18 protein-coding genes are annotated in these 16716 nt (G+C 66.4%); 12 read left to right on the forward strand and 6 right to left on the reverse strand.

Going from position 1 to position 16716, the window contains the following annotated elements:
• Positions 1 to 33: 33 nt before the first annotated feature.
• Entirely contained in the window at positions 34 to 1104 is a 1071-nt protein-coding gene (locus LuPra_RS26280; protein ID WP_110173508.1) for a YVTN family beta-propeller repeat protein, read from the forward strand.
• A gap of 114 nt (positions 1105 to 1218) precedes the next feature.
• On the opposite strand, the gene LuPra_RS26285 is transcribed toward LuPra_RS26280, so the two are convergent.
• Together LuPra_RS26285 and LuPra_RS26290 are read right to left on the reverse strand one after the other, a co-directional pair.
• A complete protein-coding gene (locus LuPra_RS26285; protein ID WP_110173509.1) occupies positions 1219 to 1758 on the reverse strand; it encodes a GNAT family N-acetyltransferase in 540 nt (179 codons plus the stop codon).
• Between the two features lie 55 nt (positions 1759 to 1813).
• On the reverse strand, positions 1814 to 2119 hold the full coding sequence (locus LuPra_RS26290; protein ID WP_110173510.1) for an antibiotic biosynthesis monooxygenase family protein: 306 nt from the start codon (positions 2117 to 2119) through the stop codon (positions 1814 to 1816).
• 159 nt (positions 2120 to 2278) lie between these two features.
• On the opposite strand from LuPra_RS26290, the gene LuPra_RS26295 reads away from it, so the two are divergent.
• Positions 2279 to 4759, forward strand: a complete 2481-nt coding sequence (locus LuPra_RS26295) for an ADOP family duplicated permease (protein WP_110173511.1) — start codon at positions 2279 to 2281, stop codon at positions 4757 to 4759.
• Between the two features lie 15 nt (positions 4760 to 4774).
• Here LuPra_RS26295 and soxR read toward each other — a convergent pair whose 3' ends face one another.
• The gene (gene soxR / locus LuPra_RS26300) at positions 4775 to 5224 is read right to left on the reverse strand and encodes a redox-sensitive transcriptional activator SoxR (RefSeq protein WP_110173512.1); all 450 of its coding nucleotides are present in this window, start codon (positions 5222 to 5224) and stop codon (positions 4775 to 4777) included.
• Between the two features lie 60 nt (positions 5225 to 5284).
• On the opposite strand from soxR, the gene LuPra_RS26305 reads away from it, so the two are divergent.
• The 4 genes from LuPra_RS26305 (at position 5285) to LuPra_RS26320 (ending at position 8795) form a co-directional block, all read left to right on the forward strand.
• A complete protein-coding gene (locus LuPra_RS26305; protein ID WP_110173513.1) occupies positions 5285 to 6061 on the forward strand; it encodes an SDR family NAD(P)-dependent oxidoreductase in 777 nt (258 codons plus the stop codon).
• Positions 6058 to 7110 (forward strand): S-adenosylmethionine:tRNA ribosyltransferase-isomerase, encoded by a 1053-nt coding sequence (locus LuPra_RS26310; protein WP_110173514.1) that lies wholly within the window; start codon positions 6058 to 6060, stop codon positions 7108 to 7110. Before LuPra_RS26305 ends, LuPra_RS26310 begins: the two co-directional genes overlap by 4 nt.
• A gap of 102 nt (positions 7111 to 7212) precedes the next feature.
• Positions 7213 to 7974, forward strand: a complete 762-nt coding sequence (locus LuPra_RS26315; RefSeq protein ID WP_110173515.1) for a 3-keto-disaccharide hydrolase — start codon at positions 7213 to 7215, stop codon at positions 7972 to 7974.
• Complete coding sequence (locus tag LuPra_RS26320) at positions 7974 to 8795, forward strand: ThuA domain-containing protein (protein ID WP_110173516.1); 822 nt, start codon at positions 7974 to 7976, stop codon at positions 8793 to 8795. The genes LuPra_RS26315 and LuPra_RS26320 overlap by 1 nt, the downstream gene beginning before the upstream one ends.
• 393 nt (positions 8796 to 9188) lie before the next feature.
• On the opposite strand, the gene LuPra_RS26325 is transcribed toward LuPra_RS26320, so the two are convergent.
• Positions 9189 to 9989, reverse strand: a complete 801-nt coding sequence (locus tag LuPra_RS26325) for a ThuA domain-containing protein (RefSeq protein WP_157899711.1) — start codon at positions 9987 to 9989, stop codon at positions 9189 to 9191.
• Between the two features lies 1 nt (position 9990).
• On the opposite strand from LuPra_RS26325, the gene LuPra_RS26330 reads away from it, so the two are divergent.
• Entirely contained in the window at positions 9991 to 11067 is a 1077-nt protein-coding gene (locus tag LuPra_RS26330; RefSeq protein ID WP_110173518.1) for a YncE family protein, read from the forward strand.
• A 27-nt stretch (positions 11068 to 11094) separates the two neighbouring features.
• Positions 11095 to 11337: a hypothetical protein gene (locus tag LuPra_RS26335; RefSeq protein ID WP_110173519.1), complete on the forward strand. Its 243-nt coding sequence runs from the start codon at positions 11095 to 11097 to the stop codon at positions 11335 to 11337.
• Between the two features lie 10 nt (positions 11338 to 11347).
• Here LuPra_RS26335 and LuPra_RS26340 read toward each other — a convergent pair whose 3' ends face one another.
• Positions 11348 to 12643, reverse strand: coding sequence for a serine hydrolase domain-containing protein (locus LuPra_RS26340; RefSeq protein WP_157899712.1), 1296 nt, complete (start codon positions 12641 to 12643; stop codon positions 11348 to 11350).
• Positions 12644 to 12988: 345 nt separating this feature from the next.
• Between LuPra_RS26340 and LuPra_RS26345 the strand changes: the two genes are divergently transcribed.
• From LuPra_RS26345 to LuPra_RS26360, 4 genes are all read left to right on the forward strand, one after another.
• Positions 12989 to 13333 carry a PadR family transcriptional regulator gene (locus tag LuPra_RS26345; protein WP_237050699.1) on the forward strand — a complete coding sequence of 115 codons (345 nt, stop codon included), beginning with the start codon at positions 12989 to 12991 and terminating at the stop codon, positions 13331 to 13333.
• 95 nt (positions 13334 to 13428) lie between these two features.
• The gene (locus LuPra_RS26350) at positions 13429 to 13956 is read left to right on the forward strand and encodes a DUF2975 domain-containing protein (RefSeq protein WP_110173521.1); all 528 of its coding nucleotides are present in this window, start codon (positions 13429 to 13431) and stop codon (positions 13954 to 13956) included.
• 1 nt (position 13957) lies between these two features.
• Positions 13958 to 14215: a helix-turn-helix domain-containing protein gene (locus LuPra_RS26355; RefSeq protein ID WP_110173522.1), complete on the forward strand. Its 258-nt coding sequence runs from the start codon at positions 13958 to 13960 to the stop codon at positions 14213 to 14215.
• Positions 14216 to 14358: 143 nt separating this feature from the next.
• Positions 14359 to 15315, forward strand: coding sequence for a 3-keto-disaccharide hydrolase (locus LuPra_RS26360; protein WP_110173523.1), 957 nt, complete (start codon positions 14359 to 14361; stop codon positions 15313 to 15315).
• Positions 15316 to 15337: 22 nt separating this feature from the next.
• Here the strand turns inward: LuPra_RS26360 and LuPra_RS26365 are convergent, their stop codons facing one another.
• Positions 15338 to 16651, reverse strand: coding sequence for an FtsX-like permease family protein (locus LuPra_RS26365; RefSeq protein WP_110173524.1), 1314 nt, complete (start codon positions 16649 to 16651; stop codon positions 15338 to 15340).
• Positions 16652 to 16716 lie beyond the last annotated feature (65 nt).

Raw genomic sequence — 16716 nt, forward strand, 5'->3', positions numbered from 1 at the left:
ACAATTGAGCGCCTTCAGCCCTGATGGACTCCGATGATCCGATTCTTCGTTCCAACCGCTCTGGCGACACTCGTGCTGGTTGGCGCCTGCCGCCAGGCGGAACCACCGGCCGAAACCGTTAAGTCCACTCCGGCAGCGCCATTCGAAGCGCCCCGGCTGGGCGTCTACGTCACCAACGAAACCTCCGGGGATCTCTCGGTCATCGACGCGACGACCGGCACCGTCGTCGGCGTCGTCGCCCTGGGCAAGCGCCCACGGGGAATCGCGGTGTCCCCGGATCGCACCACGCTCTACGTGGCGTTGAGCGGTTCTCCGCCCGCCCCGCCTGGCGTGGATGAGTCGACGCTGCCGCCGCCCGATCGGACCGCGGACGGTGTCGGCGTCGTGGATCTCCGCCAGATGAAGCTGTTGAAAGTGCTGCCGAGCGGAACCGATCCGGAAGTCGTCGCAGTGAGCCATGACGGGACGCGCGTGTTCGTGGCGAACGAGGACGCGGCCAAGGCGAGCGTCGTTGACGTCGCGACGGGGGCCATCCTCGAGAGCTTTTCGATCGGTGAGGAGCCAGAAGGCGTCTCCGTACAACCGGGGGCCGATCGAGTCTGGGTGACGTCGGAAGCAGACGGTGCGGTGTTCGTGATCGACCTGTCCACACACAAGGTCGTCACGTCGGTCAAGGTTGGTCCCAGGCCCCGGTCGATTGCCTTCCTTCCTGATGGCTCGATGGCGTACGTGCCGGCAGAGAAGGGGGCCACGGTGACCGTCGTCGATGCCAGGACCCTGAAGGTGGTCACGGCCATCCAGCTCGGCGAGGGCATGCGACCGATGGGTACGGCGATGGCGCCAGACGGCAAGTTCCTGTACGTCACGACCGGACGCAGCAAGAAACTCCTGATCGTCGACACGGCAACGAATGCCGTCGTCAGCTCAGTGGAAGCTGGTGCGCGCCCCTGGGGCCTGGCAATCGCGGCTGACGGCAAGACCGCCTACACGGCCAACGGCCCATCCAATGAAGTGGCGGTCATCGACCTCGAAGCTCGCCGCGTCACCAAAACGATTCCCGTAGGTCAAGGACCGTGGGGTGCGGCATTCGTCCAACGCCCATGACCACCGCGCCGCGGGAGTCATCTCGACTTTCACTCCGGCATGCTGGCGTTGGTGGAAACGCTCGCCCCCTCGGCGCGTCCAGCCAGACCTCCGCCGCCGACCCATGATGCTCGGTCAGCCATTGGCGCCACTGAACGCACCGGCCCATCGGCCATCCAGGGCTCTCTCGATCAGAACCTCGTCGATGTAGCGGCCGTCAATCTTCGCGTGCCGTTTCGCCGTTCCAACAACGGTGAAGCCCTGCCCCGTGTAGACCGCCAGCGCCGCCGGGTTGTCGGCTCGGACAAACGTGAAGATCTTCTCGAACCCCTTCTGAACGGCTGCGTGAAACGTCGCCGGGAACAGAGCGCTGGCGATGCCCTGGCGCCTCTGATCGAGCGCGACATACGTGCCGAGCGAGCCGACATGGTCGAACGACGTGGTGTACGGGCCGAACGGCTCGAGGACCTGGAACCCGACGACCTCGCCGCCCGGCTGGCGCACGGCGAGCTTCCACACTCCCCTTGAAGGGAATCGCGCGATGTAGTCGCGCTCGGCGTCGACCGTGAAGCGCTGGTCGAACACTGTGTAGAGGCGCGCCTCGATGATGGGATTGAGAATCCTCACCACGGCCTCGGCATCGGCGGGCGTCACGTCACGAAGGAGGAGATCCATGCGCACCCTCCAGTCTGTCCGGCGTGCCGCCTCGGTCTGGAAGCAAAGCCAGGCGTCACGCGCTGCCCACGACTTCGTAGTGGACCACGTGGGGCTCGTACTCCACAAGGAAGTCTCGATCCTCTGGATAGTACTTGGCAGCCTGAACGTCGGCGCCGGCAAATTCCTGGATAGCCGTGATGCTGTCCCAGAATGTCATGGTGATGAAGTGAGTCACCGGGCCGTCCTGCCGCTCGAGGATGTGGACGCTGATGTTGCCCGGCACCGAGCGGTAGTCCGGGATCGCTCGCAGGTTCAGGAACTCGCGATAGCGCGGCGCCTTCATTGTCGGAACACGTCCGTGCCAGATGCGGACTACCATGGCTGTCTCCTGATTCCGCGTAACGCCAGATTGCCCAACCCGTTCAGGAGCATGATCGCACTCAGCATCTGAAACTTTCCCAATGGTGGCGTGTATGTGACGCAGGGGACGCGTCACGAATCCGTGAAACTCCTGCGCTTAGGGAAAGGGGCGTCGCCCATGCGTCATGTGCTCGCACGTGATTTCGACCTGGACGGGCGTACTCGCGCGTTTCGCTGGATCGAGGATGCCCGGCGCGATGCCGCGCACGGACTCCGGGTGTTGCGTCGCAGCCCGGTGTTTGCCGCCACGGCAGTCCTGTCGCTCGCGATCGGGATTGGCGCCAACACCGCAATCTTCACCATCGCCAACGCGCTGCTCTTCCGCCCACCGATGGGCATCGTTGATCCTGACGCGCTTGTCTCCATCGGCTCGGCTCGCGGCGATGGGGGCCTGAACCCGGTCAATTACGCCGCCTATCTCGAGATCGTCGAACGCACGACGTCGCTGACGAGCGTGTTCGCCGAGGAAATGTTCCCTCACGTCATGGGCCTGGTGCCGTCCGGCACTCAGACCGCCGAGCCGGTCGTGGGCCGATCGGTCACCGCGAGTTTCTTCACGGCGCTCGGAGCGTCTTCGTGGCGGGGACGGGTATTCGTCGACACCGACGACACCGCGGTCGTGCTTGCCTACGACTACTGGAGGCAGCGGTTCACCGGCGACGACGCGGTGATCGGTCAGGTCCTGCAGATCAACGGGCGGCCAGCCACCGTCGTCGGCGTTGCAGCGCCGGGCTTCCAGGGGACGGGGATCCGGCGGTGCGACATCTGGATGACCTTCGGCACGTCCAGGGGGAACGGTCCGGTCCTGGCGGGCGGTCGCGTGCGACCAGGCATCGAGCCGGCGGCGGCCGCGGCTGAGGTGCGGGCGATCGGCGACGCCATTGATCGAGACGGTGGTTCGGCCGTCCAGGCGCGACGACTGGACGCGCTGCCGTTCTCACGTGCCGGCGGCGACCGGAACATCGTGCTCGGCTTTGCTGCGGTGCTGCTCGCGCTCGTCTCCCTCGTGCTCGTCGCGGCCTGTGCCAACGTCGCGGGCATCCTCCTGACACGGGCGACGGCACGGTCGCGGGAGATGGCGCTCCGCACCGCACTCGGCGCCCCACGTGGGCGCCTCGTTCGACAGTTGTTGACCGAAACGGCGGTGCTGTTTCTCTGCGGCGGCCTGCTCGGCATTGGCCTGGCACGTACGCTGATGAGACTGGCGGCGCGGCTCCTGCCGGCGCTGCCGACACGCATCGAGCTGCCCCTGGCGCTCGACTGGCGTGTGTTGCTCTTCGCCCTCACGCTCTCGATCGGCGCGGCCGCGGTCTTTGGAATCGTGCCGGCGTTCAGGGGCTCCAGGGTCGACGCGGGCACGTCGCTCAAGGCCGGAGTGTGGTCAACGTCCGGGGGATCGCGGCTGCGGAGCGTGTTCGTGATCGGCCAGGTCGCGTGTGCGGTCCTGCTCGTCGTGCTCAGCGCGTCGTTTGTTCGCATCCTGCGCCATGCCGGCGCCGCCGATCCCGGATTCGATGCGCGCGGCGTCGAGGTCGCGACGCTTGATCTCGCCGTGGCGGGCCAGACGCGACAGGACAAGGCCGCGTTCTGGCAAACGATGCTCGATCGCATGCGGCAGATACCAGCTGTGGAGGTCGTGTCGCTCGCGCGCGTGCCGCCAGGCGGTTGGGAGGGCATTGGCCTGGGCGCTGTCGTTCCGGGCGATCGCACAGGCTCCCAGGAGGCCTTCGCGCCTGCGTGGAACATCGTCGAGAGCGGCTATTTCTCGACGCTCCGCATTCCCCTCATCGAGGGACGGGACTTCACCTCGAACGACACCGCGGGGGCACCGGCCGTGGTCATCGTCAGCCAGGCGGTCGCCCATCGGCTCCGGCCCGGACAGTCGGCAATCGGAATGTCGCTGCGACTCCCGCCCGTCAATGCCAGCGGAGGCCGCACCGAACAGCGCCTCGCGACTGTCATTGGCGTGGTGGGCGATATCCGGTCGAGCAGTCTGATCGACGGCCTGGCCGAGCCCTATGTCTACCTGGCGCTCGCGCAGGGCGAGGACATGGGCATGATCGGACAGATGTCGATCGTCGCGCGCGGTCGCGGCGCGACGAGCCTGGCCCCGCTGATCGCCACCGTCGTGCAGCAGGCCGATCAGCGCCTGGTCCTCGCCCGCACGGAATCGCTGGCCGATGCGATTGCGTTGGGGCTGACACCGCAACGTGTCCTTGCGACCATCAGCGGTGTGATGGGGCTCGTGGCGCTGTTGCTGACGTCGATGGGCATCTACGGTGTCACGGCCTATGCGGTCGCGCTCAGGCGCCGGGAGTTCGCCATTCGTCTCGCGCTCGGTGCTCCCCGCGCGCGTGTTGTCAGGATGGTGTGCCGGCAGAGCACGCTGCTGGTGGCAGCGGGCTTAGGTCTTGGCCTCGCGGTCGGACTCGGTGTGGTGCACGTCATCTCCGCCTTCTTCTACGGCCTGCCGGCTGCCCACGGGCCAACCCTTGTCGGGACAGTCGTGCTCTTCGGCGCCATCGGCACGGCAGCGTCGATCGTGCCGGCGAGTCAGGCGGTTCGCGGGAGTTGGCGTCGCGCGCTTCATGAGGACTGAGGGAGCCACGCTCGGTCAGTCCGGTCGCTTGTCGTCGAGCCAGTATCGCGGACCGGGGCCGAGCCTGCCGGCACGGTCGGCAGGGTTCGAGAGCCGACACTCCTCGAGGGACAAGCAGCCGCAGCCGATGCACGCGGTCAGGCTGTGGCGCAGCCGTTGGAGTTCGGCGATGCGCTCATCTACCCGACGTGTCCACCGACTGGAGATGCGCGCCCAGTCGGAGCGATCCGGCGTGCGGTTGGCGGGAAGCTGTGCGAGTTCAGCGCCAATCTCCGCCAGCGACAACCCAATCCGTTGCGCGAACACGATGAAGCCGAGCCGGCGCAGGACCGCGCGCGGGTACCGGCGATGGGCAGAGCCCGTTCGCTCGGACCGGATCAGCCCTCGCTCCTCGTAGAAGCGCAGCGCGGATGAGGCCACGCCGCTGCGCCGGGACACTTCCGAGATCGTGAGCAGGTCGGCCATGGGAGGTGGTGCACGAATGGCACTTGACTTAAAGTTCACTTTAACTTCTAGCATGAGGACATGTCAACCCACATACCTGCAGACCGCCGCGCGAACCGGCGCACATCGCCCCGCCTCGCCGGCCGGAGAGTGGCCATCACCGGTGGAACATCAGGACTCGGGCTGGCGTTGGTCGAGGAAGCGCTGGCACGGGGAGCACACGTCGCCTTCGTGGCGCGCCGGCGCGAAGGCATCGACCAAGTCATGAGGCGATGGCCCGAGGCTCACGGGATCGCCGGTGACGTCGCCCGGAAAGAGGACATCCATCCGACGGCGATCCAGCTGGCGAGCGCGCTCGGCGGCGTGGATGTGCTGATCAACAACGCCTCCAGTCTGGGGCCGGTGCCCCTCATGCCACTGGCCGATACGGACTGCGAGGATTTCGAGCACGCCATCGCCGCAAACGTGCTCGGCCCATTCCGCCTGACGAAAGCCCTGCTCGGCTCGCTCGCCGCCGCCGCCCGTGAAGGACGCGGGGGGCTCATCGTGAACATCTCGAGTGACGCCGCCATCAACGCGTATCCAAACTGGGGCGCGTACGGCACGAGCAAGGCCGCGTTGCTGCACATGACGCGAATCTGGCAGGAAGAGCTCGGCTCAATCGGAGTGCGGTCGATCTCGTTCGACCCGGGCGACATGGATACTCCGCTGCATGCCGCAGCCGTTCCCGATGCCGATCGGGCCGCACTCAAGAGCCCGGCCACCTCCGCCCGCGAGCTCGTCGAACTGATCGAGGACATGCTGACAAAGACGTCCCCGAGCCTGGCAGGAGCCCTGCGGGAACGAGCAGAGCGATGATCCCCGCGACCGCTCCCATCCAGCGGCCGGCTGACGCACGCCTGTTCGGCGTCGATCGTTTCGGGCAGCCGCGACACATGATGCGCTCCCGACTGATCGACCTGCTGAAGCCGACCGACGTCGTGATTGCCAACGACGCCGCGACACTCCCGGCGAGCCTCCGAGGCACGCACGCGCCGAGCGGACGCGAGATCGAGGTTCGCCTCGCGGCTCGCACGTCGCTGTCGCCCTCCACGATCGGTCGAGTCCTCGCCGTGGTGTTCGGCGAAGGCGACTTCCGCGTGCCGACAGAAGATCGCCCGCAGCCGCCGGCGCTCAATCGCGGCGATCGACTCCTGCTCGGCCCACTTCGCGCGGCCGTCGTGTCGCGTGTGAATCATCGCAGGCTCGTGTTGCTGCAGTTCGACGGCACCGCGGATGAAATCTGGAGGGGGCTCGCGAGGCACGGACATCCCGTGCAGTACGCCCACCTGCAGGAGCCACTGGCGATCTGGGACACGTGGACGCCGATTGCCGGCCTCCCCGTCGCGTTCGAACCGCCATCGGCCAGCTTCGCACTGAGCTGGGGACTACTCGAATCGCTGGCTGCCCGAGGCATCGGCTTCGCGACGGTCACGCATGCCGCGGGCCTTTCCTCGACTGGCGACCCGGTGCTCGACGCCATGCTCCCCTTCGACGAGCCGTATGTCATTCCGCGTTACACGGCACGTCTCGTCAACCGCGCCCGCGCGCGCGGCAGTCGTGTCGTTGCCGTGGGCACGTCGGTCGTGAGGGCACTGGAGCACGCGGGCGCTGAAGGCCGTGTTCGCCCCGGTGAGGGACTCGCGACCGGACGATTGGGACCTGGCAGCGCGCTCCGCATCGTCGACGCGATTCTCACGGGTACCCACGAACCCGGCACGAGTCATCACGAGCTTCTTCGCGCGTTTGCAACGAGTTCGACGCTCGCCCTCGTCGACGAGGAGCTCACTCGAGTCGGCTACCGCACCCACGAATTCGGCGATTCGGTGTTTCTCGAAAGGCAGGACCGCAACACACGCGGCGGCTGATGCCTGCGTCCAAAGGGAGCGGTGATTTCGAGTGGTGACCTGCGTGTGTTAGCGTCTCACGCCAGGACACGCACCCGAGTCGCGGATCGAAGGAGAGTCGACATGAAAGCCATACGATGGTCGGCGTTGATCGTGTGCGCCGCAGCATTGATCGTGCACGCGGGGCCGCGTATGTCGGCGCAGGCCACTGGTTGCAAGGGGACCAACGTCCTGTCTCCGTCGGAAAAGACCGACGGCTGGACGCTGCTCTTCGACGGTGCGACCAAGGCCGGGTGGCACGGCTACAACAAGCAGGATCTCGCCGCGTGGGCGATCGAGGACTGCGCGCTCAAGACGGTCGGGGTCAGCAGCAACTACGGCAGCGACAAGCGGGCCGATCTGATCACCGATCGCGAGTTCACCAACTTCGAGCTGCGCTTCGAGTGGAAGGCCTCCAAGGGCGGCAACAGTGGCGTCATGTACGGTGTCGTGGAGGATCCGAAGTACGACGCCGCCTGGAAGACCGGGCCGGAGTACCAGTTGATCGACGACGTCGACTTTCACATCAAGCTGGAGCCGGATCGCACGGCGGGCTCGAACTACTCGATGCATGCGCCCGACGCGGCGCAGAAGGTGCTGAAGCCGGTCGGCGAATGGAACACGACGCGGCTGGTCGTGCGTGGATCTCACGTCGAACACTGGTTGAACGAGAAGAAGGTGCTCGAGTTCGAGCGCTGGACCCCGGCATGGAACACGCTGCGTGACTCCGGCAAGTGGAAGACGGCCCCCGACTACGGCAAGGCGAAGACCGGCCGGATCGCCATCCAGGATCACGGCAGCATCTTCTGGTTCAGGAACGTGAAGATCAGGCCCCTCGCCGAATGATGGCGCATCACACCTCCTTCCGTTTCAATCGCGTGACGCAAGCGACGTGCCTGGTCGCGCTGACACTGGTGGCGCTGGTCACGGGTGTCCCCGTGCCCCATCCGGCGACCGCGGCGGCGACGCAGCCTGCGGCTCGACGGGTCATCGCGCTCGCCGAACCGGGCCAGACCATCCACCAGCCATTCGCTGACGCCGCGCTGCGGTGGCTCCGCGAAACGGCGACGACTGAGGGCTTCGTCGTCGACTACATCCGCACGACCGATCCGATCGACGAGGCGTATCTCGCTGCGCACGATCTGTTCATCCAGGTGAACTACCCGCCCTATCGCTGGACGCCGGTGGCCGAGGCCGCTTTCAAGAAGGCCATGGAACAGGGCACCATTGGATGGGTCGGGTTCCACCACGCGTCCCTGCTCGGCAAGTTCGATGGCTTCGAGATGTCGCCCTTCTTCCATCAGTTCATGGGCAGTATCGTGTTCAAGAGCTACATCCCGGATTTCGCGACGGGCGTGGTGCACGTGGAAGATGCCGCGCATCCCGTCTTCAGTGGACTGTCCTCCACATTCACTATCGAGAACGACGAGTGGTACACGTACGACCGGTCGCCCCGGCCGGACGTGCGGGTGCTGGCGACCGTCGACGAGCAGAGCTACGATCCGCCGCGCACGGTGAAGATGGGCGATCACCCGGTGATCTGGTCCAACCCGCACTACAAGGCCAGGAACGTGTACTTCCAGTTCGGCCACAAGAAGGAGTTGCTCGACAGCCCCACCTTCACGCGGCTTTTCCTCAACGCCATCCGGTGGGCGGGCGCACGTTAGGGCAGGAACACAGGAGCACAGGAGCCACAGGAATGCAGGAGCACAGCGAGACGCGAGGCGGCCTTCGTCATGCGGCCATCCGCCTTCGCCAAGGCTTCGGCTGACAAGTCGTAAGGACGGTAAACGCCCGCGAAACGGACGTAGCCGTCGAACTTGTTCGACGGTCAGCGGCAGAACACGGGAGACGCCACGCGCGACCGGCCTTCGTCTTTCGGCCATCGGCCTTCGTAGTGGGATGTGAGCGCGAACACGGACGTAGCCGTCGGACTCCCACGATATTCGCGCCTACGGCCTACGGCCTGCAGCCTACCTGGAGCGGATATCGTGACTACCAGTGGCGCAGGCGCCATGGATCACTTGTCCGGCGCGCTTCCCGCGGGACAAGTCCCGCGGCTAGATCCCACGGTCGAGCAGAAACCGGACGCTGTTGTCGATCATCGCTGGCAGCACGGGAGTGGAATAGATCCGGTCGCCGTGACCGTAGTTGAGGTAGACCATCCTGAACCTGGTGTTGATCCAGGCCACCGGGACGTCGCCACCGTTGAGCGTGTTCTTCACGCCCAGCGGAAAGTTCGACGCGTCCAGTGTCAGCAGCACCTTGACGTCCGGATTGGCGCGCGGACTCGGTGTCCATGCGTACCACTCGTTGATCGGCGCAACGAACGTCGGCGGCGTGCCCTTCACGATCGGGTGTCCGGCGTCGTCGACGTTGACGCGCGCCGGCAGCGATGGCCAGTTGCTGGCGGCGAACCGGCTACCCCCCATGAACTCGGTGAACCATGGCCATGCGGCGGTGCCGAAGCCGGAGACGTGGAATCCGAGCCACGCGCCACCACCGGCCATGTATCGTTCGAAGGCCTGACGCTGCGCTGGTGTGCGGGGCATGTCGTTCAACCAGATCACCAGACCGACGTCGCGGAGGTTGGTGTCGTTCAGCGCCTCCCAGTCGGTCGTCGCCGCGAACGCGTAGCCGCCGTCGGCGGCCCCGGCCGTCAAGGCGCGCATCGCCTGCTGGGCGAACAGGACATGATCGAGTTCGCCGCCAGCCGTGAAGAACGCCAGCACGCGCGGACGCGGCGCGGCGGTCGGCTGAACGGCGAGTACGCCGGGCCCCACCAGCAGCCACGCGACGCCGACGATCGAAGGCAGGACGCTGTTCACCGTGTGGTCGGCATAGTACAGTGCGCCGACCACGATGAGAGTCTCCGGAGCGGGCGCTCGACTCGCGATCGCTGCGGCTGTCAGCATCTGCGCGCGTGAAGGCGGCGCCCAGGTCGGCGTCACGGACGGCCCCAGGGGCGTCGTCGTCAACACCCGCAACGGCAAGGCGTACGCGGCATTCCCCGACCTCGGCGTCGTGAAGATCGTCACGGGTGCCACCGGTGACGTGGTCGTGCTCAGGACCGGCGCCAACGTCAAGGACCTGACGCTCGACCCGCGCGACGGCCGGGTCTACGCCATGAACCGGGGGCCCGGAACGATCTCGGTGATCGACCCTGACACCGATACCGTGATCGACACCCTGAAGGCCGATCGCGGCAGTCTGACGGCCCTCAATCCGTCCACCAACAAGCTGTACGTCTCGGCGAGCACCGGGACGGATCCTCTGGTCATCGATCTGGCGACCAGGACGTCGACGGTCATTCACGCCGGCACCGAGGGCAACGCGCTGTCGGTGAACGTCAAGGCCAACCAGATCTACTTCGTCGGCTACGAGGACAACTTCCTGACCGTCGTCGATGGCGTCACGAACCAGCCGACACGAATCGAAGTGCCTGGCTTCCATCAGTGGGACTCTGCCTTCAACGCGACGACCGGCCTGCTCTACCTGCCGAGCCCAAACAACGATGCGCTCACGGTCATCGACACCCGGACCCGCGTCGTGTCCACGGTCGGCACCGGCAACGTGCCCATGGCCGCGGCCGTGAACGACATCACCAACCGCGTGTACGTCGTGAACTACGGAAGCAGCGACGTCACCGTGATCGACGGTGGCTCCCACCAGACGATGGCGACGATCAAGGTCGGATTGTGGCCACAGCAGATCGCGATCAACACGAAGACGAACAGGATCTACGTCGTCAACACCCACGCGAACAGCGTGTCGGTGATCGATGGCCGGACCAACACCGTGGCCGCCACGGTGCCTGCTGACAAGGCGCCATGGGCGGTGGCAGTCGACCCGGTGCGCGACCTGATCTTCGTCGCCAATCGGTTGAGCGACAAGGTCACCGTGATTGATGGCCGCACGAACCGTGCGGTCCAGAGATAGGCCGCACGCTCCCGCCCAGCCAGCCCTATGGCCCGCATTGTGACGATGGCGCCCGTGGCGTTGCTGCTGGCGGCGCTCATTCCGTGCTGCGGCTCGTACCCGTCATCGTCCTCGCGTGTGTCGTGCTGTTGCCGGCGTTCTGCGTGCGTGGGGGGCGCTCCCGGCACCGTGCGTGATCGCGCTGCGGGCACGGCGGGGCTTGTCGCGGCAAGCGCGATCTCGGTCGCCACCGCACCACCGCTGGTCTGGCTCGCACGTGCGCTGATGTGAGCGGCCTTCGTCAATGCGCTGGCGTGCTGCCGTCGACGGGCTGGGATTCGGCACCGGGGATCAGGGATTGCGCCTCGAGCCTCGAGCGTGGCGGCAACGGCTGACGATTCCGGGACCTGACAAACGATTCGGCCACTTGCAGAGCGAAGGAATGCAGGCCCCTGGCCTCCGTCACGTTGGCGGCGACGGCAACCGCGAGACCGAGGTCGGGGAATGTCAGGAGCGAGACGGTGCCGCCCGAGGGACTGCCCCGATGACTGACCATCCGTGCCGGCTCGCCACCGAGTTGCACCTTGCTGACAGTCCAGCCCAGCGCGTAGGTCGTGGAGGCGCCGGACGGAAGCCGCGCGGGAGTTTGAAAGGCGGCGATCGTGTCAGCCTTCAACAGGCCAGGCTTCAGCATCGCTGAACCGAGGCGCACCAGGTCCGACGGGGTCGAGAGAAATGCCCCCGCACCCGCCAGGCAGGAGTAGTCCGGCCGCTTCGCCTCCTCGACGCCGAGCTGGGGACGCAGCATCGCGCGCGGCGCGTAGAACGGGTGAGCGCTGTCAAGACCGGCGGTTTCCGCGACGACAGTGCGCGTCATGGCGAGCGGCTCGAACACCTGGTGAGCCATGAAGCGACTGAAGGACTCCCCGGCCGCTCCCTCGACCACGGCACTGACGAGAATCCAGCCCCAGATGGAGTACCGGTGCTGCGTGCCCGGCTCGAACAGCAGCGGGTCGTCGGCCAGCAGCGCCACAGCCTCGCCGAGGCTCTCACAATGGCTGACGGGCATGGCGTCGTTGTTGTCGCCGCGGATGCGGTGGACGCCCGCGATGTCGCCCAACAACTGGCGTGTGGTGACCGTCCATTGCTTCGGTGGGTAGGCCCGAACGTAGCGCTGAATCGGCGCGTCGAGATCGAGGCGCCCGCGGTCGTGCAGCAGAGCGGCAGCCACCGCCGTCAGCGGTTTCGAGAGGGCCCCCAGACGGAAACGCGTGAGCGGCGTGAGCGTGGTGCGGCCCTCGACGTCGGCCCAGCCGAAGCCTTCAGCCCAAACGATTTCGCCATTGACGGCGACGGCCACAGAGACGCCTGGCAGATTGTCGCCTGCGGCCAGCGCGCGAGCGAGCCGCCCGGACTCCTCGGCGGGACCCGCGTACGGGACCGATGGCGCGTCATCCGCCGTTGACGGCACCGCAGCGGCGTTCTGGTGAACGGGCGCCGTGGACAGGACCCAGACGGCTCCGGCGCCCACGACCACCATGACTGTGGCAAGGAGGACGGCGAGCGCCGCCTCAGCCCGCCCGCGTGTCGATCCCACGCCGACCATCCGCATTTCATGCAGCCGTCTGACCGGCGTTCGAGGACGCATGGACACCATGCCGAAGGATCGCTCCGACCGGCCCTCCTTGTCTTCAGCGTGACGTGAGCCTTGCGTGAGGTTTCGCTGAGCGTCCCGCCGGAGCCCCCTTCCTCGGACGCTTCTCGTCCCGGCTGAACCGCGCGCATCCCCGGCGTGGAGGGAAGGCGGGCATTCCGGGCGAGCGGCGTGCACCTGCCCTGCGTCCAGCCGAGCGATGGGAAGGCTGAGCCCCATCAACTTCCTGTTGTTTTCCAAAATGAAAACACGATAGACTCATTTTGGAACCCAACAGGAGCCTGGCGCGTGACCAAGCGGGATGTTCAGCAGGGCACTCTGGCACTCATGGTGCTGAAGACGCTGGAAGTGCTCGGGCCACTGCACGGATTCGGGATCGCCCGCCGCATCGAACAGATCAGCGGCGACCTGCTTGCCGTCAATCAGGGCACGTTGTATCCGGTGCTCCTGAAACTCGAACACGAGGGGGCGATTGCCTCGGAGTGGGGTACCTCGGACAACAACCGGCGGGCGCGGTTCTATCGGCTGACACCGGCCGGTCGCCGCCGTCTCCGCGTCGAGGCGCAGGACTGGGCACAGACGACGGCGCTGATGGATCGGTTCATCGCCGTCAAGGCGGAGGACCTGACCTGATGGTCCTGCGAAGGAATTTATCGCTTTTCAATACTTGACTTGACGATATTCGATAAATCGATTATTGATAGTCGATATATCGAAGGTCGTGAATCATGTCGAGCCCCGCCTCGTCATCCGCCGCGCTGCCCATCGCGTACGTCGCGTTACGGATACTCATCGTCGTCAATTGGCTGTCCGGCGTCGCGATCGCCGCCCTGCTTGTCGCCACGCCTACCAGGCAATGGATCATGTCCTCGCTCGACCTGACCCCTTCGCCTGAGGCAGATCAGGTGATCCTGGGCTTTCGCGCAATCGCGCTGATCGGACTTGCCGCGATCCCGTTGCACTACGCCGTCCTCAAACGGCTGCTCGCGATTGTCGAGACGGTTCGGGCGGGCGACCCGTTCGTCGCCGCGAACGCGGGGCGCCTGCAGGCGATTGCGTGGGTGCTGCTTGCGCTGCAGCTTCTCAGCATCGTCATCGGCGCAATCGCCAGGTCCATGTCGACCCCGGCACATCCGATCCACCTGGATGCAGGCTTCTCGATCAACGGTTGGCTCGCGGTACTGCTCACGTTCCTGCTGGCGCGCGTGTTCGCCCAAGGCGCACTCATGCGCGACGACCTCGAAGGGACGGTGTGACATGGCGATCGTCGTCATGCTCGACGACGTCCTCCACGACCGGCGGATGACCCTGACCGAGCTCGCGGATCGGATCGGCCTCACGCTGGCCAACCTCTCGATCCTCAAGACCGGGAAGGCGCGCGCCATCCGCTTCTCGACGCTCGAGGCGATCTGCGAGGCGCTCTCGTGCCAGCCTGGCGACATCCTCCGGTTCGCGGCGGAGCACGGAGAGCGCGAGGACCCGCAGCGTCGAACCCAACGGAGCGCAAGCCGATGAACGAAGCGCCTGCCCAGCCGCCGTCTGTCGCGTTCCCGTCCTGCCGATATACTTGGCGCCGATGCGCGACGCGGCCGCTCATTCGTTGACCACCATCGGCGTCCACGGACGACCCACCGCAGGAGCCGAGCCCGGGAGGGCCCATGATTGCTCGCGTCGCATACGGCGTCGCCTTGATGCTCGTCGCTGTCGGCTACTCGGCAACCCTCGCACAGTCACCCAGCGCATCCGATGCGCTGCTGGACCGCTGGGACCTCGTCGTCCAGCGCGGCACGCAGACGTCGCCATCGTGGCTCGAGGTGGAACGCTCCGGCACCGCGACCCTGGTGGGACAGTTCGTGGGGTCGGGCGGCAGTGCGCGCCCGATCGGCAAGATCGAGTTCACCGGCGGCACCTTCCGCTTCGCAATCCCGCCGCAGTGGGACAGCAATCCTCGCGACATCACGTTCGAGGGACGCCTCGATGGCGATCGCATCACCGGGTCGATGACGATGGGAGACGGCCAGACGGTGACGTGGTCCGGCGCTCGGGCCCCGTCGTTGCGGCGCGCAGGAGCGCCGGCCTGGGGCACGGCGGTCACGCTGTTCGACGGCAAGTCACTCGAGGGCTGGCAACCGCTCGGGCGCCGCGACAGCAAGTGGAGCGCGGTCGGCGGCATCCTGAAGAACGCCGACAGCGGCTCGAACCTGGTGACGGCGCAGAAATTCGACGACTTCAAGCTGCACCTGGAGTTCCGCGTGCCCAAGGGCGCCAACAGCGGCGTCTACCTGCGCGGCCGTTATGAACTGCAGGTCGACGACGCCGCCGGGCTCGAGCCATCGTCACATCATCTCGGCGGGCTCTATGGCTTCATCGCGCCGAGCGAGAGCGTGGCCCGCGCCGCGGACGAGTGGCAGACGATGGATGTCACGCTCGTCGGCCGGATGCTCACGTTCACGTTGAACGGCACCACGGTCATCTGCAACCGCGAGATCCCGGGGATCACCGGCGGCGCGCTCGACAGCGCCGAGGCGGACCCAGGCCCGTTGCTGCTGCAGGGCGATCATGGCCCGGTGGAGTACCGCAACATCGTGATCACGCCGGCGAAGAGCGCGCGGTAGCTCGCCGCAGCCTCTGCCCCGTTCACTCCATCCGAAGCGCGATCATCGGATCGAGGCGTGAGGCTCGTCGTGCCGGGATGTATGCCGCGCACGCAGAGACGGCTGCGAGCACGCCGACTGCTGTCCCGTACGCAACGGGATCGAACGGAGTGGTGGCGTACAACAAGCCGGCCGCGGCGCGTGCGGCGGTGAAGGCCAGTGGCAGCCCGATCGCTCCACCCAGCAGCACCGACAGCAGCGCCTCGCGCACGATGAGCCACTGAACGGCGGCGCGGTTGGCGCCGAGCGCGATGCGAATGCCCAGTTCGGCAGTGCGACGCCTGACTGCGTACGACACCGTGCCGTACAGGCCGAGGCATGCCAGGCCGAGTGCCGCCGCACCGAACGTCATGGTCAGCCAGCCGAGGAGCCGCTCGACGCCCATCGATCTGACGATGCCTTCGTCAAGCGTTTCGATCGCGCCGATGGCAAGGCGCGGCTCCGACTCGCGCAGGGCGCTTCGAACCGCATTGATCACGGCGGCCGGTTCGCCGCTGACGCGCACCTGCACGTGGTTGGCATATCGATCCGATTGCGTCGCCAGCAGATACGTCATGTTGACCGACTCGGTCCTCACGTCGTTGTAACGAGCATCCTCCACCACGCCAACGATCTCGTATCCGTCTGCGTCGAAGTTCGAACTTCCCCAACTCAATCGCCTGCCGATGGGACTCTGATTGGGGAAGTACCGCCGCGCCATGGTCTCGCTGATGACGCCGACCCGCCGGGTGGTTGCCGAGTCCTCCGCGCCAAACGCGCGTCCCTGCGTGATGGCCAGTCCCACGGTCTCGAAGTAGTCGGACGTGACCCAGTTCTTGCGCGTTTCCATTCGCTCCGCTGAAGCGGGCACGTATCCCTCGACCAGGAAATTGCCTCGATTCCGCCCGGTGAACGCGCCAGTCCAGGACAGGCTGACAGCGGCCACGCCTGGCACGCGACCGACACCGTCGGCGACACGCGTGTACAACGCTGGCAACTCGGCCACGGTGTAGCCAGACGAACGCGGGTCGATCCGCGCCACCAGCACGTGGTCTCGATCGAATCCCACGTCCACGTTCACCAGGGCCTGCAGGCTCCGCATGAACAACACCGCGACCAGCAGCAGGATGGCGATCGCCATCTGACCCGCTACCAGGATCTTGCCGAGCGGGATGCCTGCGGCGCGGCCCTCGACTCCAATGACACCGCGCGACTGCTCCTTGAGGCTTTCGGCCAGCGGCACCCGAGTGCCGCGTATCGCCGGGAGCAGGCCGAACGCCAACGCCGTGGCCGCCGATGTCGCGAACGTCAGGCTCATGACGCGCCAGTCGGGCCTGACGTCGATGCATACCCAGGGTACTCTCGACCGTCAAGAGGAGGGCG

The organism is Luteitalea pratensis, from assembly GCF_001618865.1.
Lineage (GTDB): Bacteria > Acidobacteriota > Vicinamibacteria > Vicinamibacterales > Vicinamibacteraceae > Luteitalea > Luteitalea pratensis.